Raw genomic sequence first — 25417 nt, 5'->3', positions numbered from 1 at the left:
GGGTGGAGTTGACGTCGTTACCTGTGATTGCTGTTAATCAGAGTCAACTCAGGTTGGTGGAGTGTGATGCAACACACTTAAAAATTTGTGCGCGATTATAGAGAGATTTACCTAAAAAGCAAACGATTGCTTTGGTTTTTAGCGTATTAAAAAACGAGCCATTTGGCTCGCTTTCAATCATTACGCTTTGGAGTAAATATCCCGCTCACCCAACCAGCGATCGATAATCGCTGTTGCGTTAGTCGGGTAATTGTCATGAATATGACGCGCAATACGCTGAACTTCGGGAATCAGGCGTTGATCTCGAACTAAGTCTGCAATTTTGAAATCAGCAAGACCAGTCTGCTTTGTACCCAAGAGTTCGCCCGGGCCACGAATCTCTAAGTCTTTCTGTGCGATGACGAAGCCATCGTTACTTTCACGTAGTACTCCCAGACGTTTTTGCGCGGTTTTCGACAGTGGAGAGTGGTACAGCAGCACACAATGGCTAGCAACGGAGCCTCGGCCCACACGACCTCTTAGCTGGTGTAATTGTGCCAAACCAAGACGTTCGGGGTTTTCGATGATCATCAAGCTAGAGTTTGGCACATCCACGCCAACTTCAATCACCGTCGTTGCGACCAGCAAATGCAGTTTATTGTCTTTGAAATCTTGCATCACCGCTTGTTTCTCTGCCGGCTTCATTCGGCCGTGTACTAGACCAATTTTTACGTCCGGTAGCTTACGTTGAAGCTCTTCAGCGGTATCTGCCGCGGCTTGCGCTTCTAATACTTCCGACTCATCAATCAGGGTACACACCCAATATGCCTGCTTGCCTTCGTTTAAGCAGGCATTTCGGACACGCTCGACGATGTCGTCACGTTTTGTATCTGGAATGGCAACGGTTTGAATCGGCGTTCGACCCGGAGGCAGTTCGTCAATCACGGAAGTTTCCAGGTCAGCGTATGCGGTCATCGCTAACGTGCGAGGAATAGGCGTTGCCGTCATGATCAACTGATGTGGGTAGGCGCCTTGTTTTGCGCCTTTTTCACGTAACTCTAATCGCTGATGGACACCGAAGCGGTGCTGTTCATCAATGATGACCAAAGCAAGGTGATGAAATTCAACGTGCTCTTGGAATAGCGCGTGAGTACCCACTACCATTTGTGCTTCACCACTGGCAATGCGAGCCAGCTCGGCTTCCTTTGCCTTACCTTTGAGTTTGCCCGCTAACCAACCGACTTGAATGCCCATTGTTTCAAACCAGTTGGCGAAGTTGATCGCGTGTTGCTCAGCCAATAGTTCGGTTGGTGCCATGAGTGCCACCTGATAGCCGTGCTCAATGGCACGAACGGCGGCCAGAGCGGCAACCAACGTCTTCCCCGATCCCACATCACCTTGCACTAGGCGCATCATTGGGTGGGGTTTTTCTAAATCGGCTTCAATCTCTTGTACTACTCGGGTTTGAGCGTTCGTAGGAGAGAAAGGCAGTTGGGCTAAAAGCTGCGTTTTTAGTTTATTGCAAGGACCGAGAGGTAACGCTGAATCCTTCTGGCCTTTGCTACGCACCGCCAGCATCGATAAGTTTTGTGCGAGCAACTCTTCCATGATCAAGCGGATTTGAGCAGGATGTTTGCCTTCGTCAAACTCATCTAAATTAATGGTTGGTGGTGGGCGATGAATGGTGTGCAGCGCTTGCGACATCGTGATTTGATGGTTATACAGCCCGGCTGGAAGTAATTCCTGCACTGCGGTTTTATCAAGCAGCGCTAAAGCTTGTTCGGTAAGGTTGCGCAATGTGATTTGGCGTAAACCATCTGTAGTGGGATAAACAGGGGTTAAGCTCTGTTCTACATCGGGCTTTTGATCGCTGACGTAAAACTTGTAGTCAGGATGAACAATTTCCAAGCCCATGCCACCGCGCTTAATTTCACCGTAAGCATGTACTAACTTACCTTGTGTGAAATTGTTCTTCATGGCCGCGGTAAAGTTGAAAAAGCGCAGCGTAATAGTGCCATTACCGTCGCTGATTTTTACCGTTAACATTTTGCGCTTACCGAAGATGGTGTCGACTGCCATGACCTTGCCTTGCACGGCCGCCCAAAGGCCAGCATGCAGTTTGGCAATAGGGTAAATACGGGTACGATCTTCGTAGCGCAGTGGAAGATGAAACAGCAAATCTTGAACGCTATGTAAGCCAACTTTGGCGAGTTTTTCTGCGACTTTCGCGCCAACCCCAGAAAGGGAGGTTAATGGGACGGCAGATAACATTTGGGCGGACATAGAGGGCTCAAGAAAATGGTTAACATAGCAGTATGTTAACCATGGAGCTGTGTTTTTGTACAGGAAAAAATAGTCATGCTTTAGTTAGTGTCATGATCTGACTGATAACCTGTCATTCCGAGGAGCCTAGCGACATCAGGAATCTATTTCCAACAAGTATGTCGTTGAAGTTAACACTATCAGCATCAGCACTCTCGGGAATTAGATCCTGAATCACGCTCCTTCGTCGCTGTTCAGGATGACGAAAGTCTGTTACTTGCTTTGCATCTCTTGCCACCACGCGTCATCGGCGATGATTTGACCTTCTTCATCGAGTGGTGGGTAAACGAGCCCTTTTCGTTTCGCGACCTTTGCCAGCACTGGGTGACCACGTTCAAAGAGAATACGGTTGATTGTCTCTTTAGGCAGAGCGCTTTCTTCTCGGTCGTACATGCCTGCGGCTTCACGTTGACGTTGCGCTTCATACAAAATTACGGCACTGGCAACCGATACGTTTAGTGACTGCACCATGCCCACCATCGGGATAATAATGTCTTGATCGGCAAGTTGTTTGGCTTGCTCTGAAGCGCCAACCTTTTCGCTGCCTAAAATAATGGCCGTTGGTTTGGTGTAGTCGATCTCGCGAAAATCGACGGCGGTGTCCGAAAGATTGGTCACCAAAACCTGCATACCTTGCGCTTTGAGTTCGGTAATCGCAGTTTCAATGGAATCGTGAGTATCCACTTCAACCCAGTTACGCGCGCCAGCTGAGGTATGGCTCAGCGTACGCATTTTGTCAGGCCAAATGGCATGAACTTTGTGTAAGCCTGTCGCGTCAGCGGTGCGGATCACGGCAGAGACGTTGTTTGGCTTATGTACTTCTTCGAGACAAAGTGTCAGATCAGTTTGGCGAGTTTTTAGGACTTGGTGAATGCGGTTGTAACGTTCTAGGTTCATATTTATTGAGGTATAAAAAATCGCCACCTAACAGAGTAGGTGGCGATAGAGGTTAGTTCTTTCTGCGTCTGACTCGGGTTGCTTGAGGCATTGCCTTAATCTTACGCATGATGCCAGCAAGGTGGACGCGATCTTTCGTCGTCAACAGCACAGTCACAGTGTACAAACGACCATCACGCTCTTCTGTTGAAAGACCATGAATGTTTGACCCTGTTTTCGAGATCACGTTGGTCAGTTCTGCAAGAGCACCTTGGTTGTTAAGCATGTCGACTTTAAGTTCAGCAATGAACTCTTTATCGTAGTCGTCAGACCAAGCGACAGCCATATAACGGTCTGGCTCTTTCTGATAACCGCGAACGTTTGGACATGTTTCTCGGTGAACCACTAAACCACGACCAGGCGATACGTGAGCAATAATGTGATCATCTGGGATAGGATGACAACAATTTGCAAACGTCAGCAATAAGCCTTCTGCGCCACGAATCGGAAGCTTCTTCTTCGAGTCCGTTGGGATTGAGCTTGTTGTCGTGAGCTCTTCGGTATCACCAAGGAGACGACGTGCGATCACAATGCTCATCAACTCACCCAATCCAATAGCTGCCAATAAATCATCGATGCTTTCTAGGCGAAGATCATTCAAGACTTCTTGGATATTTTCTGGATAAATTGAATCAATCGAGTGGCGGCCAAGTGCGTGATTAAGTAGGCGACGACCTAAAGTAATCGACTCTTCACGACGCATCGTTTTCAGTACTTGTCGAATCTTAGTGCGGGCACGAGAAGTCACGACATAGTTTAGCCATGCCGCATTCGGACGCGCACCAGGGGCACTGATAATTTCCACCGTCTGACCGTTTTTCAATGCCTTACTCAATGGGTAAGGGTTACGATCAACACGAGCACCAACACAAGAGTTGCCTACATCGGTATGTACGGCATAGGCAAAGTCAACAGCCGTTGCGCCTAAAGGCAATTCAACGATACGACCTTTTGGTGTGAAGACGTAAATCTCATCTGGGAAAAGATCGGATTTTACGTTTTCAATGAATTCGAATGAGTTACCCGCGCTTTGTTGTAGCTCTAACAGGCTTTGCATCCAACGCTGAGCTTTCACTTGCGCAGTGGTGCCAGACTTGTCGCCTTTGTCTTTGTAAGACCAGTGTGCCGCGACACCTTTGTCCGCCATTTGATCCATATCTTCAGTACGGATCTGAACTTCAACAGGTACGCCATGTGGGCCAACCATGGAAGTGTGTAGCGATTGGTAGCCATTCGCCTTTGGTACCGCGATGTAATCTTTCATGCGACCAGGACGTGGCTTATACAAGCTGTGTACTTGGCCTAAAACGCGATAACAAGTATCAGCGGTATCAACAACGACTCGGAACGCATAGATATCCATGATGGTGTGAAAGCGCTGTTCTTTGGTTTTCATCTTGTTGTAGATAGAGAACAGGTTTTTCTCACGACCAACGACGCGAGCATTCAAGCCGAAATCTTGCAGACGGCCTTCTATTTCGCTGTGAATACGTTGGATCATCTCTTTACGATTGCCGCGTGCCGCTTTTACCACTTCTTTTAGTACGCGGTAGCGGTTGGGATATAGCGCTTCAAAGCCCAGCTCTTCGAGTTCGGTTTTGATATTGTGAATACCAAGACGATGAGCGAGTGGCGCGTAAATCTCTAACGTTTCACGAGCAATACGACGTTTTTTATCTGGTCGAAGCGCGCCAAGCGTACGCATGTTGTGCGTGCGGTCAGCCAGTTTGATCAGAATGACGCGGATATCTTGCACCATGGCCAGAACCATCTTACGAAAGTTCTCAGCCTGAGCCTCTTTCCTATCGCGGAATTTGAGTTTGTCCAGTTTAGATACACCATCAACCAATTCTGCGACAGTGTTGCCGAATTTCTCTTCGAGATCTTCTTTAGTTACATCACAGTCTTCAATGACGTCATGCAGCAAAGCAGCTTGGAGGGTTTCGATATCAAGGCGCATTTCGGCCAATATACGAGCCACAGCGACAGGGTGGATGATGTATGGTTCACCGCTAGAGCGGGTTTGCCCTTCATGGGCATCTCTCGCTACCACATAAGATTGACGCAGAGCCTCAATCTGAGGCTCTGTTAGGTATTCTTGGGCAACGTCTTTGAGGCTATCGAATAGATACAAATTATAGGCCCGGGAGGTTGTTGAATTCTAAAGTCAGAATTAACGGTTGTGAGCGATGCTGCTTACTGCCGCTAGCTCTGCCGCTTCTTGCTCTTGCTGTTCTTGACGTTCACGAGCGTCTAGAACTTCTTTAGTAATTAAACCTTCTTCGATTTCGCGTAGAGCGATAACCGTTGGCTTATCGTTCTCTTCTGGCACTAGTGCATCTTTACCGCCAGTTTGCATTTGACGAGCGCGGCGAGCCGCAATCAGTACTAGGTCGAAACGGTTGCCAACTTTTTCAACAGCGTCTTGAACAGTTACGCGTGCCATGAGGACTCCAAATAGTTAACTAAAATTTTAGAATGACGAGAAAGTATACAACCTAACTACTTTATTTACTAGCAATTAGACAAGCCACCGTTTGTGGACTTTCTCAGGTAGTTTATTGTGTTTTTCGCACTGAGCAAAAAACGAGAAATTCTTTATGTTTTACAGCGTGACTTTTTTGAAGTTACTCTGCTAACAACGCGTCAAGCATACCTTTATATTTAGCAGCTTGCTTTTCTTCCTTCAATCTCTCTGCACGCAAGATGGCTTTAAAGTCCATCAAAGCGGTATCAAAATCGTCGTTTACGATCACGTAGTCGTATTCGCTGTAATGAGAGATTTCTGACTTGGCTTCAGCCATACGTTTTGCGATCACTTCATCGCTATCTTGACCACGAGTGTTCAAGCGACGCTCTAGCTCACCGTTTGATGGTGGCAGGATGAAGATGCTTTTGGCTTCAGGCATTTGCTCACGGATTTGACGTGCGCCTTGCCAGTCGATATCTAGAAAAACGTCGATACCTTTATTTAGCGTTTCTTCAATCCACACACGAGAGGTGCCGTAATAATTACCAAACACTTCAGCGTATTCTAGGAAATCACCTTTAGCGATCAGCGCTTCAAACTCATCTTTCGCTACAAAATGGTAGTGGACACCATTTTCTTCACCAGGTCGCATGTTACGCGTGGTATGAGACACAGACACTTTCATTGCGTAGGTTGGATTGCGTTCCAACATCGCTGAGATCAAGCTAGATTTACCTGCGCCGCTAGGTGCAGATACGATATAGAGAGTACCTTTGCCCATTGTACTGTTCCACTTTTGATTGGATTGATTGAGTGCCGAAGGAAAGTCCGACATTCTTATAACGATAGCACTGGCAATGATAAATCAACCACCAAAGGGATGGATATTGGTGATAATCCCGCCAGAAAAATGGAGGCGAAGAGTATCATGATCTCTATTTTGTTACCAGTTGATCTTTTCGTCTTACTTAAATGTTGAAAAGAGCTCGCATGCGCAAAAACAAACGAAAAAAGGGGAAGCTTTCACTTCCCCAGGCGTGCGACTGACTCACACTTAATCTTCAAATTATCCTTGGGATTCTAGGAAATTTATCCAAGGGCTAACGGTAGACCTAAATTTTGGCGATTGAGCCGCGCCTTTCATTGCCTGTAAGGCCTTTTGTGGCTGCTTAAGCTCGAAATAGGCCATTCCGCGAATGTATTCAAGTTCTGCCTTTTGCTCTTTAGAGGCATTCGATGCTGCGTTTTCTACAAAGCGAGTCGCTTCAGAATACTGCTTGTCTTGTACCATTAAGCGAGCAATCTGAATTTGCGTTTTAGCAGAAGGAGCGATGTTATATGACTTTTTATAAGCGAGAATCGATTTATCTAGCTCTTTAGCTTGCTGCCAGAAGCTGGCCAAGCGATCATAGTTTTCCTTCGTCTTTTCAATGTTTCCAGATGCCATCTCCTTCTCAAGAGTTTTGGCCGCTTTATATGGAATACCTTGGTAAGCTAAGAAGTTTACAAAACGTAAGTACTCTTTCTCTCCTTCCAGTTTCCCCATTTTGTAAACCATTTCTAAGGTTGCTAAAGAGTTTTGCTCTTGACCCAACTCCATATAAACGCCAGAAAGTTGCATCCAGTAACGCTTTTTCTGAGGGTACTTTGAAGTAAGGGTTTTAAGCACACTGGCAACGCTTTTCAGCTGGCCTAACTCGTAGTGAGAGGCAACGAGAATTAAGTACCAAGACTCACTTGGGCTCTTGCTCATCGCAATTGCTTTTTTGGTTGGTGGGATTGCATTTCTGTAATCTTCCAACTGGACATAAGCGCTTGCTAACGTGATATAAGCATGAGCTTGAGGCTTCTCTTTGGTTGTTTCTGCAACTTTGAACCATTCTTTCATCGTTTTCACAGACAACGTGTACTTCTCTTCAGCTAGGTAAAGCTGAGCCAAGCTGTAGCGAACTTGTTGAGCGACTGGAACGGGAAGCGCATCGAGCTTTAATGCTTCGGCAAAGTATTTCGCGGCTTGCACATAATTGTCTTGTAGCGAATACAAAAAGCCCGTTTGCTGAAGTAAAACTGCTCGGTCGTATTTTTTCGAACTTGTGCTTTCTAAAGCGCTTGCTAATTTTTCTTTCGCTGCTGAATATTTTTCAGTTGCGATCAACTCTTGCACTTTGTTGACGGTTCGAAATGTCCGATCTGATAACTGAGGAGCTTCTTTTGCCATCGTAGGAGCGGCCATTGCCACTCCTGCGAAGAGAATTAAAGAAGCCACTTTGCTTTTCCATAAACTTTTCATCGTGACTCCTTAATTGGTTGAGAACTCTATTTCTTGCGATAGGCGTGAGCTAACAGGTTTCCCGTCAACCAATTTTGGTTTAAATGTCCATTTAGAGACTGTTTTTCTTGCCGCTCGACCGAGGCCTAAGCGTCGTGGTTGCTCTTTAAGAACTTTGATGTCCTCTACGGCACCACGTGCGTTTACAGTAAACTCTAGTAAGACAACCCCTTTTTCAATTCCTGCTTTCGCAGCCTTTCTAGGCATTTGAGGTTGGAATGTTGCAAGAGGGGTCGGACCTCCGCTACCCGCTAATTGTGCACCTCCACCCTGGCTATAATGTCCAAGCACCGAGCCACCTGTAACATTTACGGGTAGGTCAAGTTTTGGCATATCCATTGGGGTCTGCTCCATCACCGGTTTTACTGTCGCTGTCACTTTCATTTCTGGCGGCGGCGGCGGACGCTTAGGTGGTGGTGGTTTTGGAAGTTCGCGTTTTTTCTCCTGTATTTTTTCTTCTGGTTTAATGCGAATAAACTCGACCATACGCAGGTCATCATTCGACACTAACTCGTGGCGCTCTTTGTTTACTAGCTTGTCCATCCCCCAGAACAACCCGAGGGAGACAATGAGCGCCAGTGCAATTGAGGCCAGATACCGCATAAGCTTAATCCTTATTGGTTGCGGCAATGGAGATGCTTTCTACACCTGCCATTTTGATCTGGTCCATAACCTTCACGACTACGCCAGCATTTGCTTCAGTGTCGGCTTGGATAACAACTGCGCCATCAGGACTTTCTGCACGAAGACGTTCAATATTCGCGCGAACCGCGTCCACTTCGATGCGGCGTTTATCAACCCAAACATCACCCGCCGCACCAACTGCGACCATGATGTTACCTTTCTTAACGGTTTGCGCTGAGCTTGCCGTCGGACGGTTTACTTCCAGACCTGCTTCTTTTACGAACGATGTTGTTACGATAAAGAAGATCAACATGATAAATACGATGTCGAGCATCGGTGTCATATCGATAGCGGTTTCATCACTGCTATCACTGCTATAGCGTCTTTTCATGACCTATACCTCTAATTCCATTTACTCAGGCAATATGCTTTAGCTTGTCTTCCAGCTTTTGCGTTGTGACTTTGGCTAAATGATCAAGACGTGAACTAAAGAACAGTCCTGATAGAGAAGCCACCATCCCGGCTAAAGTTGGGATTGTTGCCTTTGAGATCCCCGAGGCCATTGCTCGAGGGCTTCCTGTTCCTGTTACCGCTAAGATGTCGAATACTTGGATCATGCCGACAACGGTGCCGAGTAGACCCAGTAGGGGACAAAGTGCAATCAATACTTTCACGATTGGTAGTCCCTTTTTATTCTCAATATCCTGACGAGAAACGATTTCTTGTCGGATCATCTTAGCGTTCCAACTTTGATGCTCTGAGCGCCCTTGCCATGAGCCAACGGCTTTTTTCATGGCTTTTGGAGCGACGGCAGCAAAATAGAACCAACGTTCTAACAATACTGCCCACAGCATAAAGCTGAGGATGAAGATGGCGACGAGTACATCGCCACCCATTCCCAAGAAGCGCCTAATTGATTCAAGTTCTCCAACTAACCACCACATAACGCCTCCTTAGCTTTCGGCTTTATGCAGTTTTTCCTGATAGCGAGCGATGAAGCCTGCACTCTGTTCTTCAAGAGTTTGAACCAAACGACGACCTTTGCTGTGTACGATGGTGTAAAGGAACAGCAATGGAATTGCGACAACCAGACCTAGCATAGTAGTAACAAGAGCTTCAGAAATACCGCCAGCCATCAGTTTAGGATCGCCGGTACCGAACAGAGTAATGGCTTGGAATGTGCCGATCATACCCATTACCGTACCCAGTAGGCCAAGTAGAGGTGCTACAGAAGCAAATAGCTTGATTGAGCTGATGAAGCGTTCAATGCTTGGAGCATTACGTAGAATGATTTCGTCAAGCTTCGCTTCCAGATCTTCAAGGTTGTCACCTTTGTGCTCTTGGTAAGCCTGGATAACTTCACCCAATGGGTTACCAGGAATCACGGTTTCTGATTTTGCTTGCTTACGCATTTTGCCGCCAATCACTTGAAGGCGTAGGAAGCAAACAAGAGCAATGATAGCGCCAACTGCACCCATACCAAGGATGACGTAACCTACAATGCCACCTTGATCAATACGTTCTTGAACGGTAGGGCTTTGTACAAGTAGAGACAGAATGACCCCACGGGATGGGTCAATAAACAGTGGTTCATAGCTGTTTGACGCTGACTCAAAGCCGGCAACATGACGTGTAATATTGGTGCGAGGCTGTCGAGAGAGTTCTTCGAACTTACCTGTTTGAGGTACATAAGTGACGTACTTACCATCGGCAATCGCGTTAAACTCACCGACGAGAGTGACATCGCGAACCGCTTCTTTACCTTCGCCATAAACAACCGTTGCTTGGGTTGTTGCAGTTTCGCCAGAAGCAACCACTTGTTGAAGAATGGTATGCCAGAAAGCTTCTAGCTCTTGTGTTGACGGCAGTTCTTTACTTTCAGCCAGTTTCGTTAGTAGAGCGTCACGCTCTGGGAACTGAACAGCGTTTTGAGAGGCTGCAAATAAGCCCTTAAACTCTCCCGCATACTGGCGGACCACACCAAACATTTCGCCCAAAGTACCAGAGCGAACACGTAGGGTTTCTGTTAGTTCAGTCAGCTGCTTATCGTTTTCATCAAAGGTTGCTTTAAGTTGATCGCCCAGTGCTTGCTGTGCAGCTAGCTCTTCACGAGCCTGTTGCAATAATGCTGCTTGTTTATCTCGGTTGTTCTTGAACTCAGCTTCACGGGCTTTGTTCTCTTTCGACTCAACGATGCTTTCTGATTTTACGTTTTTAAGTAGTTCAGATAAGTTTTTAGGCGCTTCTGCTTGTACGCCAGAAACCATAAAGAAGCTCGCTAGTAGGCCAGCGGCTAGAGTTTTGAATCCTTTCATCTCTTATTCCTCCCCAGCAAATACAGGCAGTTTGATTAGCGCTGGTGGCGCTTGCTTCTTCGCGATACGAAGGCCTTGCTGTACCGCGATGCGGTAGCTTTCTGGTAATGTTTCCCATTGACGTGTTTGTTGGTTCCACATACCTGTCTCACCACCGTCTGGAGATTGGAATAGAAGTGCTGTGCGACCAATACGTAGGAAATCGTAAGTCACGGTTTCACCATTTCGGTCTAGGCTAGCTTTGTAAGATTCGATTGAGCGAGAGAAGCCTTCTTCAATTTGGTACGCTTCCATCACTTTACGGAATTTCTCTGAAGTTGTTACGTCGGCGCGATCCATGAGACGACGCAGTTCTTGGACACGTTTATTACGCTCTTTTTTCTGGAAAGGCAGATCGAGAGTCACAAATTCGTCGAGTGCATCGATCATTTTTAATGTAAGTGGCACCACTTCTGTTGCCGTTTGATCGATTTGAGCAATTTGGTTATTTAATGAGTCCAACTCGCCTTGCTGCGATTGAACCATACGGTTAATTTGCTCGTTGTAGACTTTCATACTGTCGATTTGACGAAGTAAGCCTTTGTATTCTGCCAACATGCCTTCAGTGCTTTCGGCATAGTTGTCGATTTTTTGTTGCGAAGCTTCTGAAGATTGATTTGCTTTTGCTTGTGTGGAAACGACAGCACCAGAGTTGGCCGCTACAGAGCTACTACTGATAGTAAGCAATGCTGCAGCTATGGCACTGAGACCAAATTCCTTGAATTTCATGGTTGCATCCTTGTCAGTGTTTTAGTCAGTCGAAAAGGGCGCGGAAAACCCGCGCCAAATATTTTTTAGAAGTCGTATGATGCCTCGATGTAAAGCTGACGGCCGATTGGATCGTCATATCCAGTTGCATAGAATGGAGAGGTATCATTTAGAGGATCGGCAGGCGGTACCTTGTCAAACATGTTGATAGCACCAAGAGTTACACGACCACTCTCGTTGAACTGGTAAGAAGCCGTTAGGTTCCATGTTGTCATGCTCGCGATTTCTGCTTTGTAACCAGCTTTCTTAGCAGAGTCACAGTCATCAAAGTAGTAACGGTTCGCATAGCTTGAACACATACGGTCACGGTATTTACCAAATAGGTTGATAGCGACATCTTCGTATGCCCAGCCAAGGTTTAACGTTGCGGTGTATTCAGGCATGAAATCTCTTTCATCCGTTACTGGCTCACTGTCGTTTTCTTGATATTCAGCAATCAAGATCTTAGTTACAGCTACGCGCGTATTGAATGAACCGAACTCATTAGTGTCGTAAGCATATTTCACAGCAAGGTCAACACCAGAACGCTCTTCATATGACTGGTTGACTGGGCCGTAAGATACGGACTTGATTGTACCGTCTGTATTACGAACTACTTCTGTGCCTGGGTATTTACCTGGATCGTTAATTACGTCTTGGTAAGTTGGTGCTGTTACGACGTCTTCCATCTTGATGTGGTACCAGTCAACGGTTACGCCAAGGTCATCCACAGGTTCCCAAGCTAGACCCAAGTTAATGTTTGTACTTGTTTCTTCTTTCAGCTCAGAGTTAGGGCCGTTAAGCGTATCGAAGTATTGAGTATCACACTCTGGGTACTTATCTTTATCTTGTGGGCCGCTACCACCAGCGTTGGCACAAAGCACAGGGTCAAAACCAGAACCAAAGCCTCGAGTTTGATCGCCAAATAGTCGTTTCAAGTCAGGAGCTCGGAAACCTAGACCGTAGCTACCACGAAGCAATAGAGTGTCAGTAGGACGGTATGCTAGTGCGACTTTAGGAGTGAAGGCTCCGCCTGTTGCCGAGTCGTCGAAGTAGTGGTCATAACGACCAGCGACTCTCATTTCCAAATCTTCAATGATAGGAATTAGGGCTTCGACACCAAGACCAATCTGATCACGGTCACCGCCACCTGATGTTCCGCCTAGACCAGAGAAACCACCAGCTGCTGTTGTCGCATCAATCGTTTCATTGTAGTCAGTACGGTTCCATTCACCATAAACAGCAACGCCAGACATACCAGCAGGCAGTTCAACCAAATCACCGGCCAGTGAGCCGTTAACAGAGTAAAGCTTTGAGTAGGCTTCTTTGCTTGATGTGCCGCTGTATTTGTTTACGACGTCTTGAGAGATAGGCCCTAGAAGATCGACATCGCCATTTTGTACGGCTTGATCAAGAGTTAGGAAGATTGCTGGGTTGCTTGTTTCAACGCTTTGCTCAGAGTAACCAGCTGATAGGTCCCAATCATACGTATCAGCAAGCAGGCCGTTCAAGCCTAAGGTTAAGCCAAAAGAATCGGCTTCAGTGTTACTTTCGCGTGGACCAAATTCGACCATACGGCGAGTGTATTCACCTTCGCCACGGAAGTGAGTGGCATCAACTTCTACGCTGTAAGGGTTAGGTTCGAATTCAGATTCTGTAGACTTGTAGCCAAAACGGGCTTCTGCCATGGCAGTGACATTGTCGTTAATGTCCATTTCACCACGTAAAAGCAGGTCTACTTGTTTATTTTCTGGTTTCAACGTTCGGTATGCAGAGCGGTTAACACCACACTTGCCATCCGCTCGTTCAATAGCGGCATCACCAACGACTTCTTTACATGAAGAACCAGCATCAGCGGGTGTTAGAAGTGTTCCGTTTGCGCCTTCAAAGTTTGCACCGTAGCTAGAGTAACCACTTAGCTGAGAACGGCTAGAACCGTCATCGCCAGCCCAATCATCTCGGTCAGATTGCTTAAGCATTTCGTTGCCCGCAAATTGGCCAACGAAGAGAATACGTTTATCGTCAAAATCTTTACCGGCAACAACGTCTAAACGGCCATTTTGGTAGCCACCATCTGTTGCGTCACCCGCACGTACTTTTACAGAAACGCCATCAAAGTCTTTCTTTAAAATGAAGTTTACGACACCGCCGATCGCGTCGGAGCCGTAGATAGCGGAACCTGAATCAGTCATTACTTCAACACGCTCGATAGCGGCAACAGGGATTTGACCAATGTCTTGGAAGTTAGATGTGCCATCTTGAGCCAGTGGATATTGAGGAAGGCGACGACCATCGATAAGAATCAATGTGCGTGAAGCGCCAAGACCACGTAAGTTGACTGACTGTGCTGCAGGTGTGAATGAGAAAGAGTTCGTTTGAGCCATTACACCACCGGTGTTTTGAGTCAAACTGTTCAACACGTCTTGCGCGCTGTTAAAACCTTTAGATTCAATATCTTTACTATTAATAACAGTAACTGGTGAAGGACCTTCCATATCCGTCGTGGAGATACGCGAACCAGTAACTTTCATCTTTTGAAGTTTTTCAACTTGTTGCTCTTCTGCCAGTGCTGTTGCTGGGGCTACGACTGCTGCTGTCCCTAACGCAAGGCTTATCGCAACAGATAAAGCGGTTGTGTTTTTATACATCCTTGTTGCTCCGATTATTATTATTTCCTATGTCTGGCCGCATAGCGGCCAATTGTGACGTTAATATTTCGTTAACGTTCGGCCAATGTATAACCGAGATGAAAAAAGGAAGTCAAACCAGTGGTAAACGGGGATGCTTAAATGTAAAAAAGATGTAAATAACCAGGGTTGGTTTAAAACGCGGAATAAAAAACTAAATAGCCTTACCAAGGCGACATCAAATTTCAATAAAACACCGTATTTTGTGTTTCTTATAAACTTTAATGACTTATCTTGCCTATGGTTTTTTAGTGGGTAATTGAATCTGAAAAAAGATATTTTTCCAGTGAATTGTTCTGAGATGAGTTTTATATCGAATCCATACTTTGGTGACTCGAACTTATAGGGTGGTATCAAAATATGATACCCATTGCTGTAAAAGGGCTCACTCGTATTTTTAGGTCAAATATACATGTGGTGGATGTGTCTATTTATTCCATGTATTTGCATTTTTATGTAGGGTTTTGGCTCTAAACAGCCTAGATTGATATTCTGTGTGAATTATTTTTGTGGTTTTTTATAATTTTTTACAAAAACATTTCTGTTTTTCGACTTCGGAGGAAGTTTGTCATGTTTTGGTTTCAAACACTTGAAGCTGATGTGGATTCAAGATAAATATGACGCTGAAATTATTGCAGTAGTAGAAAAGTCTGGTTCTTGAAACGCAGGGAGTGTGTTTCAACAGTTTTAGTTACTACGAGATAAATATGCACCACTTTAGGCGGGGAACTTCCTCTTTCACTCTGCCTGAACTGGACAGTAGACAAGGAGCAAGTTGTATATGCTGTCGTACTTTTTACGCCGTTTGGCGTTGGTGATACCAACGTTTCTCGGGATAACTATTCTTATCTTTGCTATCACTCGTTTCGTGCCGGGCGGACCTGTTGAACGCATGTTGTCACAAATGCAGTCTCAAGGGGATGGTGCCGCATCAATGACGTCTGCTGGTGGCAATACCGCCCTTTCTGATGATCAAATCGCTGAGCTAAATGCGTTTTACGGTCTGGATAAGCCAGTGACAGAAGCGTATGTGGAGTGGCTAAGTCGCTTGGTCGTGCTAGACCTTGGTGAGTCAACACGTTACTACGAGCCTGTCTCTGACATGATTGCAGAGCGTTTACCTGTGTCGTTATTTTATGGCGGCATGACCTTTTTTATCAGTTATTTTATCTCGATCCCTCTTGGTTATTACAAGGCGCTCAAGCACGGCTCTGTGTTTGATTCCGCTTCTTCAATACTCATCTTTGTGGGCTATGCCTTGCCTGGCTATGTGGTGGGTGTATTGCTAATCACGCTATTTAGTTATCACTTGGAATGGTTTCCGATGGGAGGCTTTGTCGGCGATGACTTCGACGATTACGAAACTTTCTTTGAACGCGCCAAGGACATCATGTGGCACGCGGTGTTGCCTTTAATCTGTTACCTCATTGGCGACTTTGCAACACTGACAATGACGATGAAAAACAACCTGATGGAAAACCTTTCTTCAGACTATATCCGTACAGCTATCGCGAAGGGCTTACCTTTCAAAAAGGCGGTTCGTAAGCACGCGTTGCGTAACAGCTTAATCCCAATCGCGAGTCACTTTGGTAACTCTTTGTTGTTCTTCATGACTGGTGCCTTCCTGATTGAAGTTATCTTCAATATTGATGGCATTGGTTTATTGGGTTACGAATCAATCATGGAGCGTGATTACCCTGTTGTTATGGGTATTGTCGCCATTAATGCGCTGTTGCTGCTCATTGGTAACATTATTTCAGATATTTGTGTTGCTTTAGTCGACCCACGTGTGAAGTTTGGAGCGTAACATGATTAAAGTTAGTCCATTAACTCAAAAGAAAATTCGCCACTTTAAAGAGATCAAACGAGGCTATTGGTCGTTTGTCATTCTCTCAATCATGTTGATCCTGTCGCTCTTTGCTGAACTTCTGATTAATAGTAAAGCGCTAGTCGTCAAGTACGATGGTAGCTACTATTTTCCTGTTGTCAGTGATGTCCGTTTAGGCAGTGAATTTGGCCAAGAGTCATCCAGCGAAGCGGATTATCGCGTACTGCAAAAAGCGTTTGAGGCTGAAGGGGGCGACAACTTTGTTATTTTGCCGCTTGTGCCATGGAACCCATATGAACAGGATTTTAGTGGTGATTTCCCGCCAACAGCGCCTAGTGCCGAAAACAAGCATTATTTAGGTACAGATGTGATAGGTCGCGATATTTTGGCGCGGCTTGTCTACGGATTCAGAACGGCAATGGGATTTGCGTTGCTCACCATGGCAATTTCCTACGCGATCGGCACCGCAGTTGGTTGTGCTATGGGTTTTTGGGGCGGTAAATTTGACTTGTTTGTACAGCGACTTATCGAAATCTGGTCAATGGTGCCGTTTTTGTACGTCATTATGATTCTCGTCTCAATCGTTCAACCGACGTTCGCTCTCTTTGTCGCTATTAACGTGCTTTTCACCTGGATGGGTATGACATGGTACATGCGGACCATGACCTATAAGGAAGCGGCGCGAGAATACGTAATGGCGGCACGTGCTTTAGGGGCATCGACGGGACGTATTTTGTTTAATCACATCCTACCGAATACGATGGTAATGATTGTGACATTGGCGCCGTTCACTATTGCAGCAAACATCACTGCGCTGACCGCTTTGGATTATCTAGGTTTAGGTCTGATGCCACCAACGCCAAGTTGGGGGGAACTGCTACAACAAGGTAAATCTAACCTAGACTCGCCATGGATTGTTGCTTCAGTGGTGACGTCAATTGTACTCGTGTTGGTAATGGTGACCTTTATTGGTGAAGCCATTCGAGCTGCCTTCGACCCGAAAAAATTCACACGCTATGTTTAAGCGAGCATTGTGAGCAAAACATAAAAAGGGAAGTTTTATGAAGAAATTATTTTTAGCGTCCACGCTGAGCGCCCTGAGTTTTGGTGCAATGTCAGCAACGCTTCCGACTGACTTAAACTGGCAAACAAACTGGGATGAGCCTCAATATGGTTCGCCTGAAGCGAAACGTGGAGGGACCTATCGCACCTTCATGTCAAGTTTTCCACAGACGTTACGTAGTGTTGGCCCAGACGCTAATGCGGGGTTGCGTTCCTTTATCTTGGATGAGACCCCTGGATTGGTGGTTCGCCACCCAGACACTTTAGAGTTCATCCCTGAACTTGCTAATGAGTGGGCATTAGCTGGCGACAATAAAACCGTCTATTTCAAACTCAATCCAGAAGCCAAATGGTCGGACGGCAAGCCTGTGACTGCCGACGATTTTGTATTCATGCTTAAGTTTTATCGTTCTAAGGATATCCTCGAGCCTTGGTACAACGATTATTACAACAAAACCATTGCGGACGTTATTAAGTACGACGCTCATACGTTTGCTGTTAAGGCCGCGAAAGAGTTCAATCCGGAAGAATTGTTGCTAAGAATGGGGGCTTTACGCCCTCGTCCCGCACACTTTTATGCCAATCCTTCAAAGGACGAAAATGGTGATGGTATTCACGACAACTTTGTCCGTTACTACAACTTTAAAAGTGAACCAACGACCAGTGCGTACTACCTAGATGATATCAAAAAAGGTAGAAGTGTGACTTTCAAACATGTTGGTGAAGATTGGTGGGGTTACAGCAATAAGTACTACCAAAATCGCTACAATGTCGACAAGATTCGCATCACGGTGATCCGCGATAGCGATATTGCGATGAAGCATTTTGAAAAGGGTAAGTTGGATGCATTTGGTCTGGTTCTGCCAAGTCTATGGCACGATAAATCGAACACAGAACCGTACCAAAAAGGCTACATTCAAAAGTTCTGGGGTTACAACCAATTTCCAGTCGGTGCGGGCGGCGTATGGATGAACACCGCGATGCCTTTACTGGATGATTTAAACGTTCGCAAGGGCATTACCTACGCAATTGATTTTGATGGCATGATTGAGAACATCATGCGTGGTGACTACTCCCGTAAGCCAAACCCGACGGGTTATGGCCATGGTAAATACACCCTACCAGACGCGAAAGCACCGAAATTTGACCCCGCAAAAGCGGCCGAGGCATTCGAAGCCGCAGGCTTTAACAAAATTGGTTCCGATGGTATTCGTGTCAATGATAAAGGTGAGCGTTTAAGCTTCGAGCTGACCTACGGAACACCTGTTCATACTCCTCGTATTGCTTTTTTGCGTGAGCAAGCCAAGCTAGCAGGGTTGGATATTGAGCTCAAGTTGGTTGATGGCTCATCCATGTTCAAATACGTCCGTGAGAAAAAGCACGATTTGGCTTTCTTAGATATGGGTACGTCCGAGATCCCAACGTATTGGGAGTACTTCCATTCAGTCAATGCGAACAAGCCGCAAACTAACTCTTTCACAAACTACAGCACGCCAGAGCTGGATGAAAAGATCATCGAGTATCGTTTTAGCATGGATATGGATAAAAAGATCCAGCTAGGTCATGAGATTCAGCGTGACATCATTGATGCGCACGTTATCGTAACAGGCTACATGATTCCTTATGTCCGCTACGGTCACTGGCGCTGGCTAAAGTTTCCTGATAAGCCAATGAATCGCATGACAGAGGCGTTGTTCAGTGGTGGCATCATTGGGGATGGCACTTACTGGATTGATAGCGATATCAAGAAAGAAACCAAACAAGCGATGAAATCAGGCAAAGCTTTTGAACCTGTCGTCGTCGTAGATGACACTTATAAGCTGTAAGGATTGGTTATGGAAAACGATGTAATCCTAAGTGTTAAAGATCTCGAAGTTGAATTCACCACCGATGATGGACCAGTGAAGGTGCTGCATGGTGTGAACTTTGATGTGAGAGCTGGACGTACACTCGGTCTGGTGGGAGAGTCAGGCAGTGGGAAGAGCGTAACCTCAATGTCGATCATGGGGCTTTTACCTAAGCCATATGGCAACATCATCAAAGGTGAAGTGAATTATCGCGGCACCAACCTAGTTGATTTGCCTGCGGAAGAGATGTACGCCATGCGTGGCGATCGCATTTCGATCATCTTCCAAGATCCGATGACGGCGCTCAATCCAGTACACACTATTGGTCGTCAAATATGTGAAGTGCTTGAACTCCATCGACCAGAGCTCGACAAAAAGGAGCGGGAGGCTTTCTCGATTGAGATGCTGGCAAAAGTCAAAATCCCAATGCCAGAGAAGCGACTGAATGAGTATCCCCATAACCTATCTGGCGGTATGCGCCAGCGTGTCATGATCGCGATGGCGTTGGCCTGTAAGCCGGACATTCTGATTTGTGATGAACCGACTACGGCGTTGGATGTTACGGTTCAGGCGTCTATCCTTGAACTGATGAATGAGCTTCAGGAAGAAACAGGCATGGCGATGATCTTCATTACTCACGACCTCGGGGTTGTGGCAGAAGTGTGTGATGATGTTGCCGTGATGTATGGTGGGCGTATTGTCGAAAAAGCAGAAATTTTTGAGTTGTTTGATAACCCACAGCACCCATACACAGAGCGTTTGATGGGGTTGATGCCGAGCTTAGATAATGAGCCGAAGCAGATGATCGATATCAAGCCTATTGATGCCAGTATGTTTGCCAGTTAACTGGGCAAAGTGAACGAGTCATAAAAGAGGATGTTATGGCAAAAGAAGTATTAAGAATTGAAAATCTTAAGCAGCACTTTGTTTCTGGTAAAGGGCTGTTCAAGAAAGGCTACACCATCAAAGCGGTAGACGGGGTTTCACTGTCTGTTTCTGAAGGTGAAACACTGGGACTAGTTGGTGAGTCAGGTTGTGGTAAAAGCACCCTTGGGCGCACGATCTTAAAGTTATACGAGCCAACGGAAGGTAAGATTTTCTTTGAAGGTAAAGACATCACTAAACTGTCTGTCAAAGAGATGCGATCGCTGCGTAAAGACATGCAAATCGTCTTTCAAGACCCAATGGAATCACTCAATCAGCGTCATACCATCGGTATGATTCTAGAAGAACCGTTTGTTATTCATAAAATCGGTACGCCAGCCGAGCGCAAACAGTGGGTAAAAGAGCTTTTAATCAAGGTGGGTTTGCCAGAAACGGCAGTCAACCGCTATCCACATGAGTTTTCAGGCGGCCAACGTCAGCGTATCGGTATTGCTCGCGCGATTGCATTGAAGCCTAAATTACTGATTTGTGATGAATCGGTATCTGCACTAGATGTATCGGTACAGGCACAAATTCTGAACCTATTACTACAACTGCAACAAGAGATGAACTTGGCGATCATCTTTATCTCTCACGATCTCTCTGTGGTGAAACACGTTTCAGACAAAGTTGCCGTGATGTATTTTGGTAAAGTGGTAGAAGCAGGCAGCGCGAAAGAAATTTATGCAAACCCGCAAAACGAGTACACCAAGAAACTCCTATCTGCGATTCCGATCACCCACCCTAAATATCGGAAGAAAAAGCGCCTGGCTGAAAAAAAGCAGCAAGTGGCGTAAGTGATGCCACAGGTCCTATAACACAAAAACGCTCCGCCAAATAAGCGGAGCGTTTTTATAGGCCAATGTTAGGTCTTGGTGTCGATTGGCGCTTGAGTATTATGATTGATTGAAGATCGTTGCATGCTAAACTCAAGGCCTATCTTATTTGTCTGGATAATGGACCATGCCGTCGAATTTACCGAAATCCTTTAGTCGACCGTTCCTGAAAATCTTCCATATTTTGGAGGCGGTATTACTAGTCTCTATTACCTTGGCGACGTTGTACGCCATGATGCAAGAGTTTGTACACGTATTTGTCGAGAAGCGTGTCTTACTCACGGATATTCTTTTGATGTTTATCTATCTGGAAGTGCTCGCCATGGTGCAGCAGTTCGTGATGAACGGAAAAATTCCGGTACGCTATCCTATCTATATCGCGATGATGGCGATCGCCCGCTATATCACACTAGGAATGAAAGAACTGGATGCGGTTTTGGTTGTGTGGTTATCTCTGGCAGCGTTTATCTTAGCTGCGGCAACGTTGCTCATCAGAGTCGGGCATCATTATTGGCCCTACGTTGATAACAGAACCTTGGAAAAAGATGAATAAAAGAAAGCCCCGCACTAGCGGGGCTTTTTTGTTTCAATACTCGATGACTTTTAGATCATTCAATATTTTGGAACTGTCTTTTTGAGCGTGTGTTTTTATTAAAAAACAAAACATTAAGCTTTTTATTCATATTTGAAGACTTTTTGAATCAGTTTGGACACTAGAAAACTGCTTGTTAATGCTGGTGGCCTGTTCATGGGTAGATACACAGGAGCAATGCCTATGAGGGATCTAAGAATAAAAATAGAAGTCGACGATGAGTTTAGCGTCAAAACCCCAGAAGGTTACAAAGAGTGGTTTGTGAACGCCATTCGTTACTCATAAATGACGTTGTTCAGCCTGTAGTTAGGCCTAGTGCATACGTTTAGCGCGACTTTCGGCGCACGTCACTAGGCGAATGTTGAAAGCTGCGTTTGTAGGCACGAGAAAAACTCGATAGCTGCGCAAACCCGACTTCGGCGGCAAGTTCTGTCATAGGCATATGGCTGTTACGCAGCAAAAATTGTGCTTTTTGCATGCGTCTCTGCATCACGTATTTTTGTGGTGTCACTCCAAACTGCCTTTGGCATAAGCAGTAAAAATGGCTTTCGCTGAGGTGCATGGCCTGAGCTAGCTGAGCATTGGTTAATGCCGTCGAAATGTTTTGATCGATATACGTATTCAAATGGCTGGCTTCTAAGCGACGATGCGGGGCTGGTGGTGTGACTCTGGATGACATTTGCCCAAGCTGCGTTAAAAATAATGACACGAGCTGGCAGTTTATCTGTGGTGACATTTGGCCCTGACAGACTTTCTGCGCAGCAAAATCCAGCAATATCTGACTTTCTGTACCCAAGTCTAGGAAGTAAGGCTGCTGAAATACCGATTCCTTTAATGACAAGTTACACGCTTGTTCCAGCGCTTGGATGTAAGGGTCAGCCGGCGCTAAGTCGATGACTAATAACTCACTATCTTCACTTAAGCCATTATAAAAATGGGGGGCATTATCGGGCACTATCGCCACTGTGCCATGGCCTATATTTCCACTTTCGCGTTCAAACTCGCACGCCATTGTGCCTCGCCAGCCTAACAATACCTGAGCGTAGCTGTGCAGGTGTTGGCCCTGGCGTCTGGCAATAACATTTCTTCTTATCTGAGTTTGATTCACAGTGAGTTTCCTACTTGTATCCGCGCGCTTAGTTTGCCCAATGTAGCTTTTCCTTTCCCAAAGTTTTTCAGTTCCGGAGTCTGGGTTAAATACCGCAGAGTCTCGGGCAAATGAATGGCGCTATTAATAGATAAAATAACAATATATTAACAAGGAAGGAAGAATGACATGCAACTTAACCAGCAACAGGTTCGCGACGCACTAGTTTGGCTACCATTGGTCGACGCTTTAAAAGATATTTTTACCCGTGATGTAACGGCGCCTATTCGTCACCATCACACGATGAATGTGCCGCAAGACCCTAGCGCGACCTTGTTATTAATGCCGGCATGGATTGAAGGCGAGTACTTGGGCGTCAAACAGGTGAATGTCTTTCCGGGGAATTCTGCGCGTAATCAACCTGGACTCAGCAGTCACTATTTACTGAGTTGTGGTCAGACAGGGCAAATGCTGGCTCAGATCGATGGCAATGAGCTCACCGCGCGCAGAACTGCGGCGGCCTCGGCACTGGCTTCTCGTTACCTCTCGCGTGAAACGGCCAGCAAAATGTTGATGGTTGGTGCAGGACGCGTTGCACGACGCCTAGTACCAGCCCATATGAGTGTACGTCCAATTGAAACTGTTCATGTGTGGGATATTAATCCGGCTGCGGCAGAGCAATTGGCTATAGAATTGCGTGATGAGGGCGTTGATGCCATTGCATGCTCCGATGAGCAACTAGAAACGGTCGCGCGCGAAGCCGATCTCATTAGCTGTGCCACGCTTTCAACCGAGCCCCTCATTAAAGGTGAGTGGCTGAAGCCGGGCGCGCACTTAGATTTGGTGGGGAGCTTTACGCCGACAATGCGCGAGACCGACAACGAAGCGTTACAGAGAGCGAATGTATTCGTGGATGTGAAGGCGGCGGCACTGGTTGAAACGGGCGAGTTGATCATGCCTATCCGTGACGGAGCGATTACCGAAGAGAAGATTTTAGCGGACTTTTCGGTGTTGTGTCGTGGCCAACATGCAGGACGTGCAGAGCTCGACGAACCAGAAACGGCGATCACGCTGTTTAAATCGGTTGGTGACTCTCGTGAAGATCTGGCGGGCGCGATTCTGGCTTATCAGTCAGTGCAGGGTGCGTAAATCGTAATCAGGCCGACGCATATCTTGGCTTTTCTTTTGCCCTGCTTGCGGCTTTGTTATCCGCTATCAGGCTTTCCATGCGCGCCGCACCTTTTCAGGTGCGGTCCCTCGTGACGTGATTTGGAAAAAGACCTATGACTAAAAAGAACTCAGATTATACGGCGCCGCCACCACTAGGCTTGGCGGTCGTACCGATTATCCTCACCATTGGCTTGTTAGCGACACAGATTTTTTATTATGACGACTTTACTCCACATATCGCGTTAGCGATTGGTTTTGCTATTACCGCGTTAGTTGGCTGGTACCAAGGGCTGCGTTGGCAGGACATCGAATCCGGCGCATTTCGTGTCTTACATGTGGCGATGCCCTCCATTGCAACCCTTATTGTGGTAGGGATGCTGGTAAGTACGTGGATAGCCAGTGGCACCGTGCCAACCCTCATTTATTACGGCTTAGTCTTGATTGAGCCGGAGTGGTTTTTGGCAGCCACCATGCTATTGTGCTCTTTGGTATCTCTTTCGATTGGTTCGAGCTGGACAACCGTGGGCACGGTCGGCCTGGCGTTAGTTGGAATCGGTTTTGCGTTTGGTATTCCAGCATATTGGACGGCGGGTGCCGTTGTCTCAGGCGCTTTTTTCGGCGACAAGATCTCACCGTTATCGGACACCACTAACCTTGCAGCCGCCGTAACCGAAACCAATGTATTTGCTCATATTCGCAATATGATGCCGACAACCATTCCAGCCATGCTGATCGCTTTGACGCTGTACTCGATTCTTGGTGGTGCAGTGATGGGGGATGCGACCTCTGACGCTCAACAACAGCTACAACAAATCACCGCGATTCAATCGGGCATGGAGAGTCATTTCTTACTCGGTTTGTTGCCTTTACTGCCGCTCTTGGTGGTGATGCTATTGGCGTTTTACAAAATAGCACCGATCCCAGCCCTGTTTATTGGCTTTGTTCTCGGCGCTGGTGTCGCGGTTCACAATTACGATTACAACCTGAATGACATTCTCACGTTTGCCCACAGTGGATACAAGATAGAGACCGGATCGGCCGCGTTGGATAACTTGCTAAATCGCGGTGGCGTTACCTCAATGACTTGGGTGATCACTTTGATGATGTTTGCGTTGGCATTTGGTGGTGCACTGGAGCGGACTGGGTGTTTAGAGTCGGTCGTGAATGCCGTGATGAAGTCGACACGAGGTTTCAAAGGGTTACAAACGAATGCCATTCTTACTTCCGTTGCGACCAACGCCGTATCGGGTGATGTGTACCTCTCGATTGCTTTACCTGGGCGTATGTTTGGTCCGCAATATGACAAGTTGGGCTATAGCCGACTTAACCTTTCCAGAGCGATTGAAGAAGGGGGAACCTTAGTCTCGCCATTGATCCCTTGGAATGCGGGTGGTGCATTTGTGATGGGAACCTTGGGGCTGATTGTCGCACCAGGCGATTACAGTGCTTTGTTGTATGCACCGTTGGCGTTTGCTTGTTGGTTATCACCAGCGATTGGCATTTTATACGCCCAGACAGGGTGGTTCTCAAAGCGTGTGGAGCAAGAGGCGCCGACAAGCACAGAGCCTGTCTCACCAGCGAGTAGCAGTACCCATTAAACCGTATCCAATCATTCTTTAGCTA

21 protein-coding genes and 1 pseudogene are annotated in these 25417 nt (G+C 46.4%); 9 read left to right on the top strand and 13 right to left on the bottom strand.

Annotation, left to right across the window (positions count from 1 at the left end; translation table 11 throughout):
* Positions 1 to 180: 180 nt before the first annotated feature.
* The 12 genes from recG to F7Y48_RS13760 all read right to left on the bottom strand — a co-directional run bounded on the left by recG (position 181) and on the right by F7Y48_RS13760 (position 14409).
* The gene (gene recG, locus F7Y48_RS13815) at positions 181 to 2262 is read right to left on the bottom strand and encodes an ATP-dependent DNA helicase RecG (RefSeq protein ID WP_248381456.1); all 2082 of its coding nucleotides are present in this window, start codon (positions 2260 to 2262) and stop codon (positions 181 to 183) included.
* 252 nt (positions 2263 to 2514) lie between these two features.
* Positions 2515 to 3198 carry a tRNA (guanosine(18)-2'-O)-methyltransferase TrmH gene (trmH, locus tag F7Y48_RS13810; protein WP_017820702.1) on the bottom strand — a complete coding sequence of 228 codons (684 nt, stop codon included), beginning with the start codon at positions 3196 to 3198 and terminating at the stop codon, positions 2515 to 2517.
* Between the two features lie 52 nt (positions 3199 to 3250).
* Positions 3251 to 5371 carry a bifunctional GTP diphosphokinase/guanosine-3',5'-bis pyrophosphate 3'-pyrophosphohydrolase gene (spoT, locus tag F7Y48_RS13805; RefSeq protein WP_005394948.1) on the bottom strand — a complete coding sequence of 707 codons (2121 nt, stop codon included), beginning with the start codon at positions 5369 to 5371 and terminating at the stop codon, positions 3251 to 3253.
* 39 nt (positions 5372 to 5410) lie between these two features.
* Positions 5411 to 5683: a DNA-directed RNA polymerase subunit omega gene (rpoZ, locus tag F7Y48_RS13800; RefSeq protein ID WP_005379346.1), complete on the bottom strand. Its 273-nt coding sequence runs from the start codon at positions 5681 to 5683 to the stop codon at positions 5411 to 5413.
* 181 nt (positions 5684 to 5864) lie between these two features.
* Positions 5865 to 6488, bottom strand: a complete 624-nt coding sequence (gmk, locus tag F7Y48_RS13795; protein WP_005394946.1) for a guanylate kinase — start codon at positions 6486 to 6488, stop codon at positions 5865 to 5867.
* Between the two features lie 285 nt (positions 6489 to 6773).
* Complete coding sequence (locus F7Y48_RS13790; RefSeq protein ID WP_114323045.1) at positions 6774 to 7997, bottom strand: tetratricopeptide repeat protein; 1224 nt, start codon at positions 7995 to 7997, stop codon at positions 6774 to 6776.
* 9 nt (positions 7998 to 8006) lie between these two features.
* Positions 8007 to 8639: an energy transducer TonB gene (locus F7Y48_RS13785; protein WP_006741809.1), complete on the bottom strand. Its 633-nt coding sequence runs from the start codon at positions 8637 to 8639 to the stop codon at positions 8007 to 8009.
* 4 nt (positions 8640 to 8643) lie between these two features.
* Positions 8644 to 9051 carry an ExbD/TolR family protein gene (locus F7Y48_RS13780; protein WP_005379359.1) on the bottom strand — a complete coding sequence of 136 codons (408 nt, stop codon included), beginning with the start codon at positions 9049 to 9051 and terminating at the stop codon, positions 8644 to 8646.
* 25 nt (positions 9052 to 9076) lie between these two features.
* A complete protein-coding gene (locus F7Y48_RS13775) occupies positions 9077 to 9604 on the bottom strand; it encodes a MotA/TolQ/ExbB proton channel family protein (protein ID WP_005379363.1) in 528 nt (175 codons plus the stop codon).
* A gap of 9 nt (positions 9605 to 9613) precedes the next feature.
* Positions 9614 to 10975 (bottom strand): MotA/TolQ/ExbB proton channel family protein, encoded by a 1362-nt coding sequence (locus tag F7Y48_RS13770; protein ID WP_316684710.1) that lies wholly within the window; start codon positions 10973 to 10975, stop codon positions 9614 to 9616.
* 3 nt (positions 10976 to 10978) lie between these two features.
* Positions 10979 to 11743: a DUF3450 domain-containing protein gene (locus tag F7Y48_RS13765; protein ID WP_104971145.1), complete on the bottom strand. Its 765-nt coding sequence runs from the start codon at positions 11741 to 11743 to the stop codon at positions 10979 to 10981.
* A 65-nt stretch (positions 11744 to 11808) separates the two neighbouring features.
* Complete coding sequence (locus F7Y48_RS13760) at positions 11809 to 14409, bottom strand: TonB-dependent receptor (RefSeq protein WP_316684708.1); 2601 nt, start codon at positions 14407 to 14409, stop codon at positions 11809 to 11811.
* A gap of 820 nt (positions 14410 to 15229) precedes the next feature.
* On the opposite strand from F7Y48_RS13760, the gene F7Y48_RS13755 reads away from it, so the two are divergent.
* From F7Y48_RS13755 to F7Y48_RS13725, 7 genes and pseudogenes are all read left to right on the top strand, one after another.
* Complete coding sequence (locus F7Y48_RS13755; RefSeq protein ID WP_005394935.1) at positions 15230 to 16255, top strand: ABC transporter permease subunit; 1026 nt, start codon at positions 15230 to 15232, stop codon at positions 16253 to 16255.
* A gap of 1 nt (position 16256) precedes the next feature.
* The gene (locus F7Y48_RS13750) at positions 16257 to 17300 is read left to right on the top strand and encodes an ABC transporter permease (protein ID WP_006741815.1); all 1044 of its coding nucleotides are present in this window, start codon (positions 16257 to 16259) and stop codon (positions 17298 to 17300) included.
* 37 nt (positions 17301 to 17337) lie between these two features.
* Positions 17338 to 19164, top strand: a complete 1827-nt coding sequence (locus F7Y48_RS13745; RefSeq protein ID WP_005394933.1) for an extracellular solute-binding protein — start codon at positions 17338 to 17340, stop codon at positions 19162 to 19164.
* A gap of 9 nt (positions 19165 to 19173) precedes the next feature.
* Positions 19174 to 20031 carry an ABC transporter ATP-binding protein gene (locus F7Y48_RS13740; protein WP_005394932.1) on the top strand — a complete coding sequence of 286 codons (858 nt, stop codon included), beginning with the start codon at positions 19174 to 19176 and terminating at the stop codon, positions 20029 to 20031.
* A gap of 35 nt (positions 20032 to 20066) precedes the next feature.
* On the top strand, positions 20067 to 20906 hold the full coding sequence (locus F7Y48_RS13735; RefSeq protein WP_005394930.1) for an ABC transporter ATP-binding protein: 840 nt from the start codon (positions 20067 to 20069) through the stop codon (positions 20904 to 20906).
* Positions 20907 to 21072: 166 nt separating this feature from the next.
* Positions 21073 to 21498 (top strand): phosphate-starvation-inducible protein PsiE, encoded by a 426-nt coding sequence (locus F7Y48_RS13730; RefSeq protein WP_012841209.1) that lies wholly within the window; start codon positions 21073 to 21075, stop codon positions 21496 to 21498.
* 240 nt (positions 21499 to 21738) lie between these two features.
* Positions 21739 to 21822 (top strand): annotated as a pseudogene (locus tag F7Y48_RS13725) (transcription elongation factor GreB); the annotation flags it as partial.
* Between the two features lie 40 nt (positions 21823 to 21862).
* On the opposite strand, the gene F7Y48_RS13720 reads toward F7Y48_RS13725, so the two are convergent.
* Entirely contained in the window at positions 21863 to 22645 is a 783-nt protein-coding gene (locus F7Y48_RS13720; RefSeq protein WP_258507111.1) for an AraC family transcriptional regulator, read from the bottom strand.
* A gap of 168 nt (positions 22646 to 22813) precedes the next feature.
* Here F7Y48_RS13720 and F7Y48_RS13715 point away from each other — a divergent pair, with 168 nt between their 5' ends.
* The gene (locus tag F7Y48_RS13715) at positions 22814 to 23773 is read left to right on the top strand and encodes an ornithine cyclodeaminase family protein (protein WP_258507110.1); all 960 of its coding nucleotides are present in this window, start codon (positions 22814 to 22816) and stop codon (positions 23771 to 23773) included.
* A gap of 134 nt (positions 23774 to 23907) precedes the next feature.
* Positions 23908 to 25392: a Na+/H+ antiporter NhaC gene (gene nhaC / locus F7Y48_RS13710; RefSeq protein ID WP_258507109.1), complete on the top strand. Its 1485-nt coding sequence runs from the start codon at positions 23908 to 23910 to the stop codon at positions 25390 to 25392.
* Positions 25393 to 25417: the final 25 nt, after the last annotated feature.

This window comes from Vibrio sp. 2-1-2a (assembly GCF_032648565.1).
Classification (GTDB): domain Bacteria; phylum Pseudomonadota; class Gammaproteobacteria; order Enterobacterales; family Vibrionaceae; genus Vibrio; species Vibrio diabolicus.
Note: the sequence above shows the minus strand (reverse complement) of the source record. Positions and strands in the feature narration are given on the sequence as shown.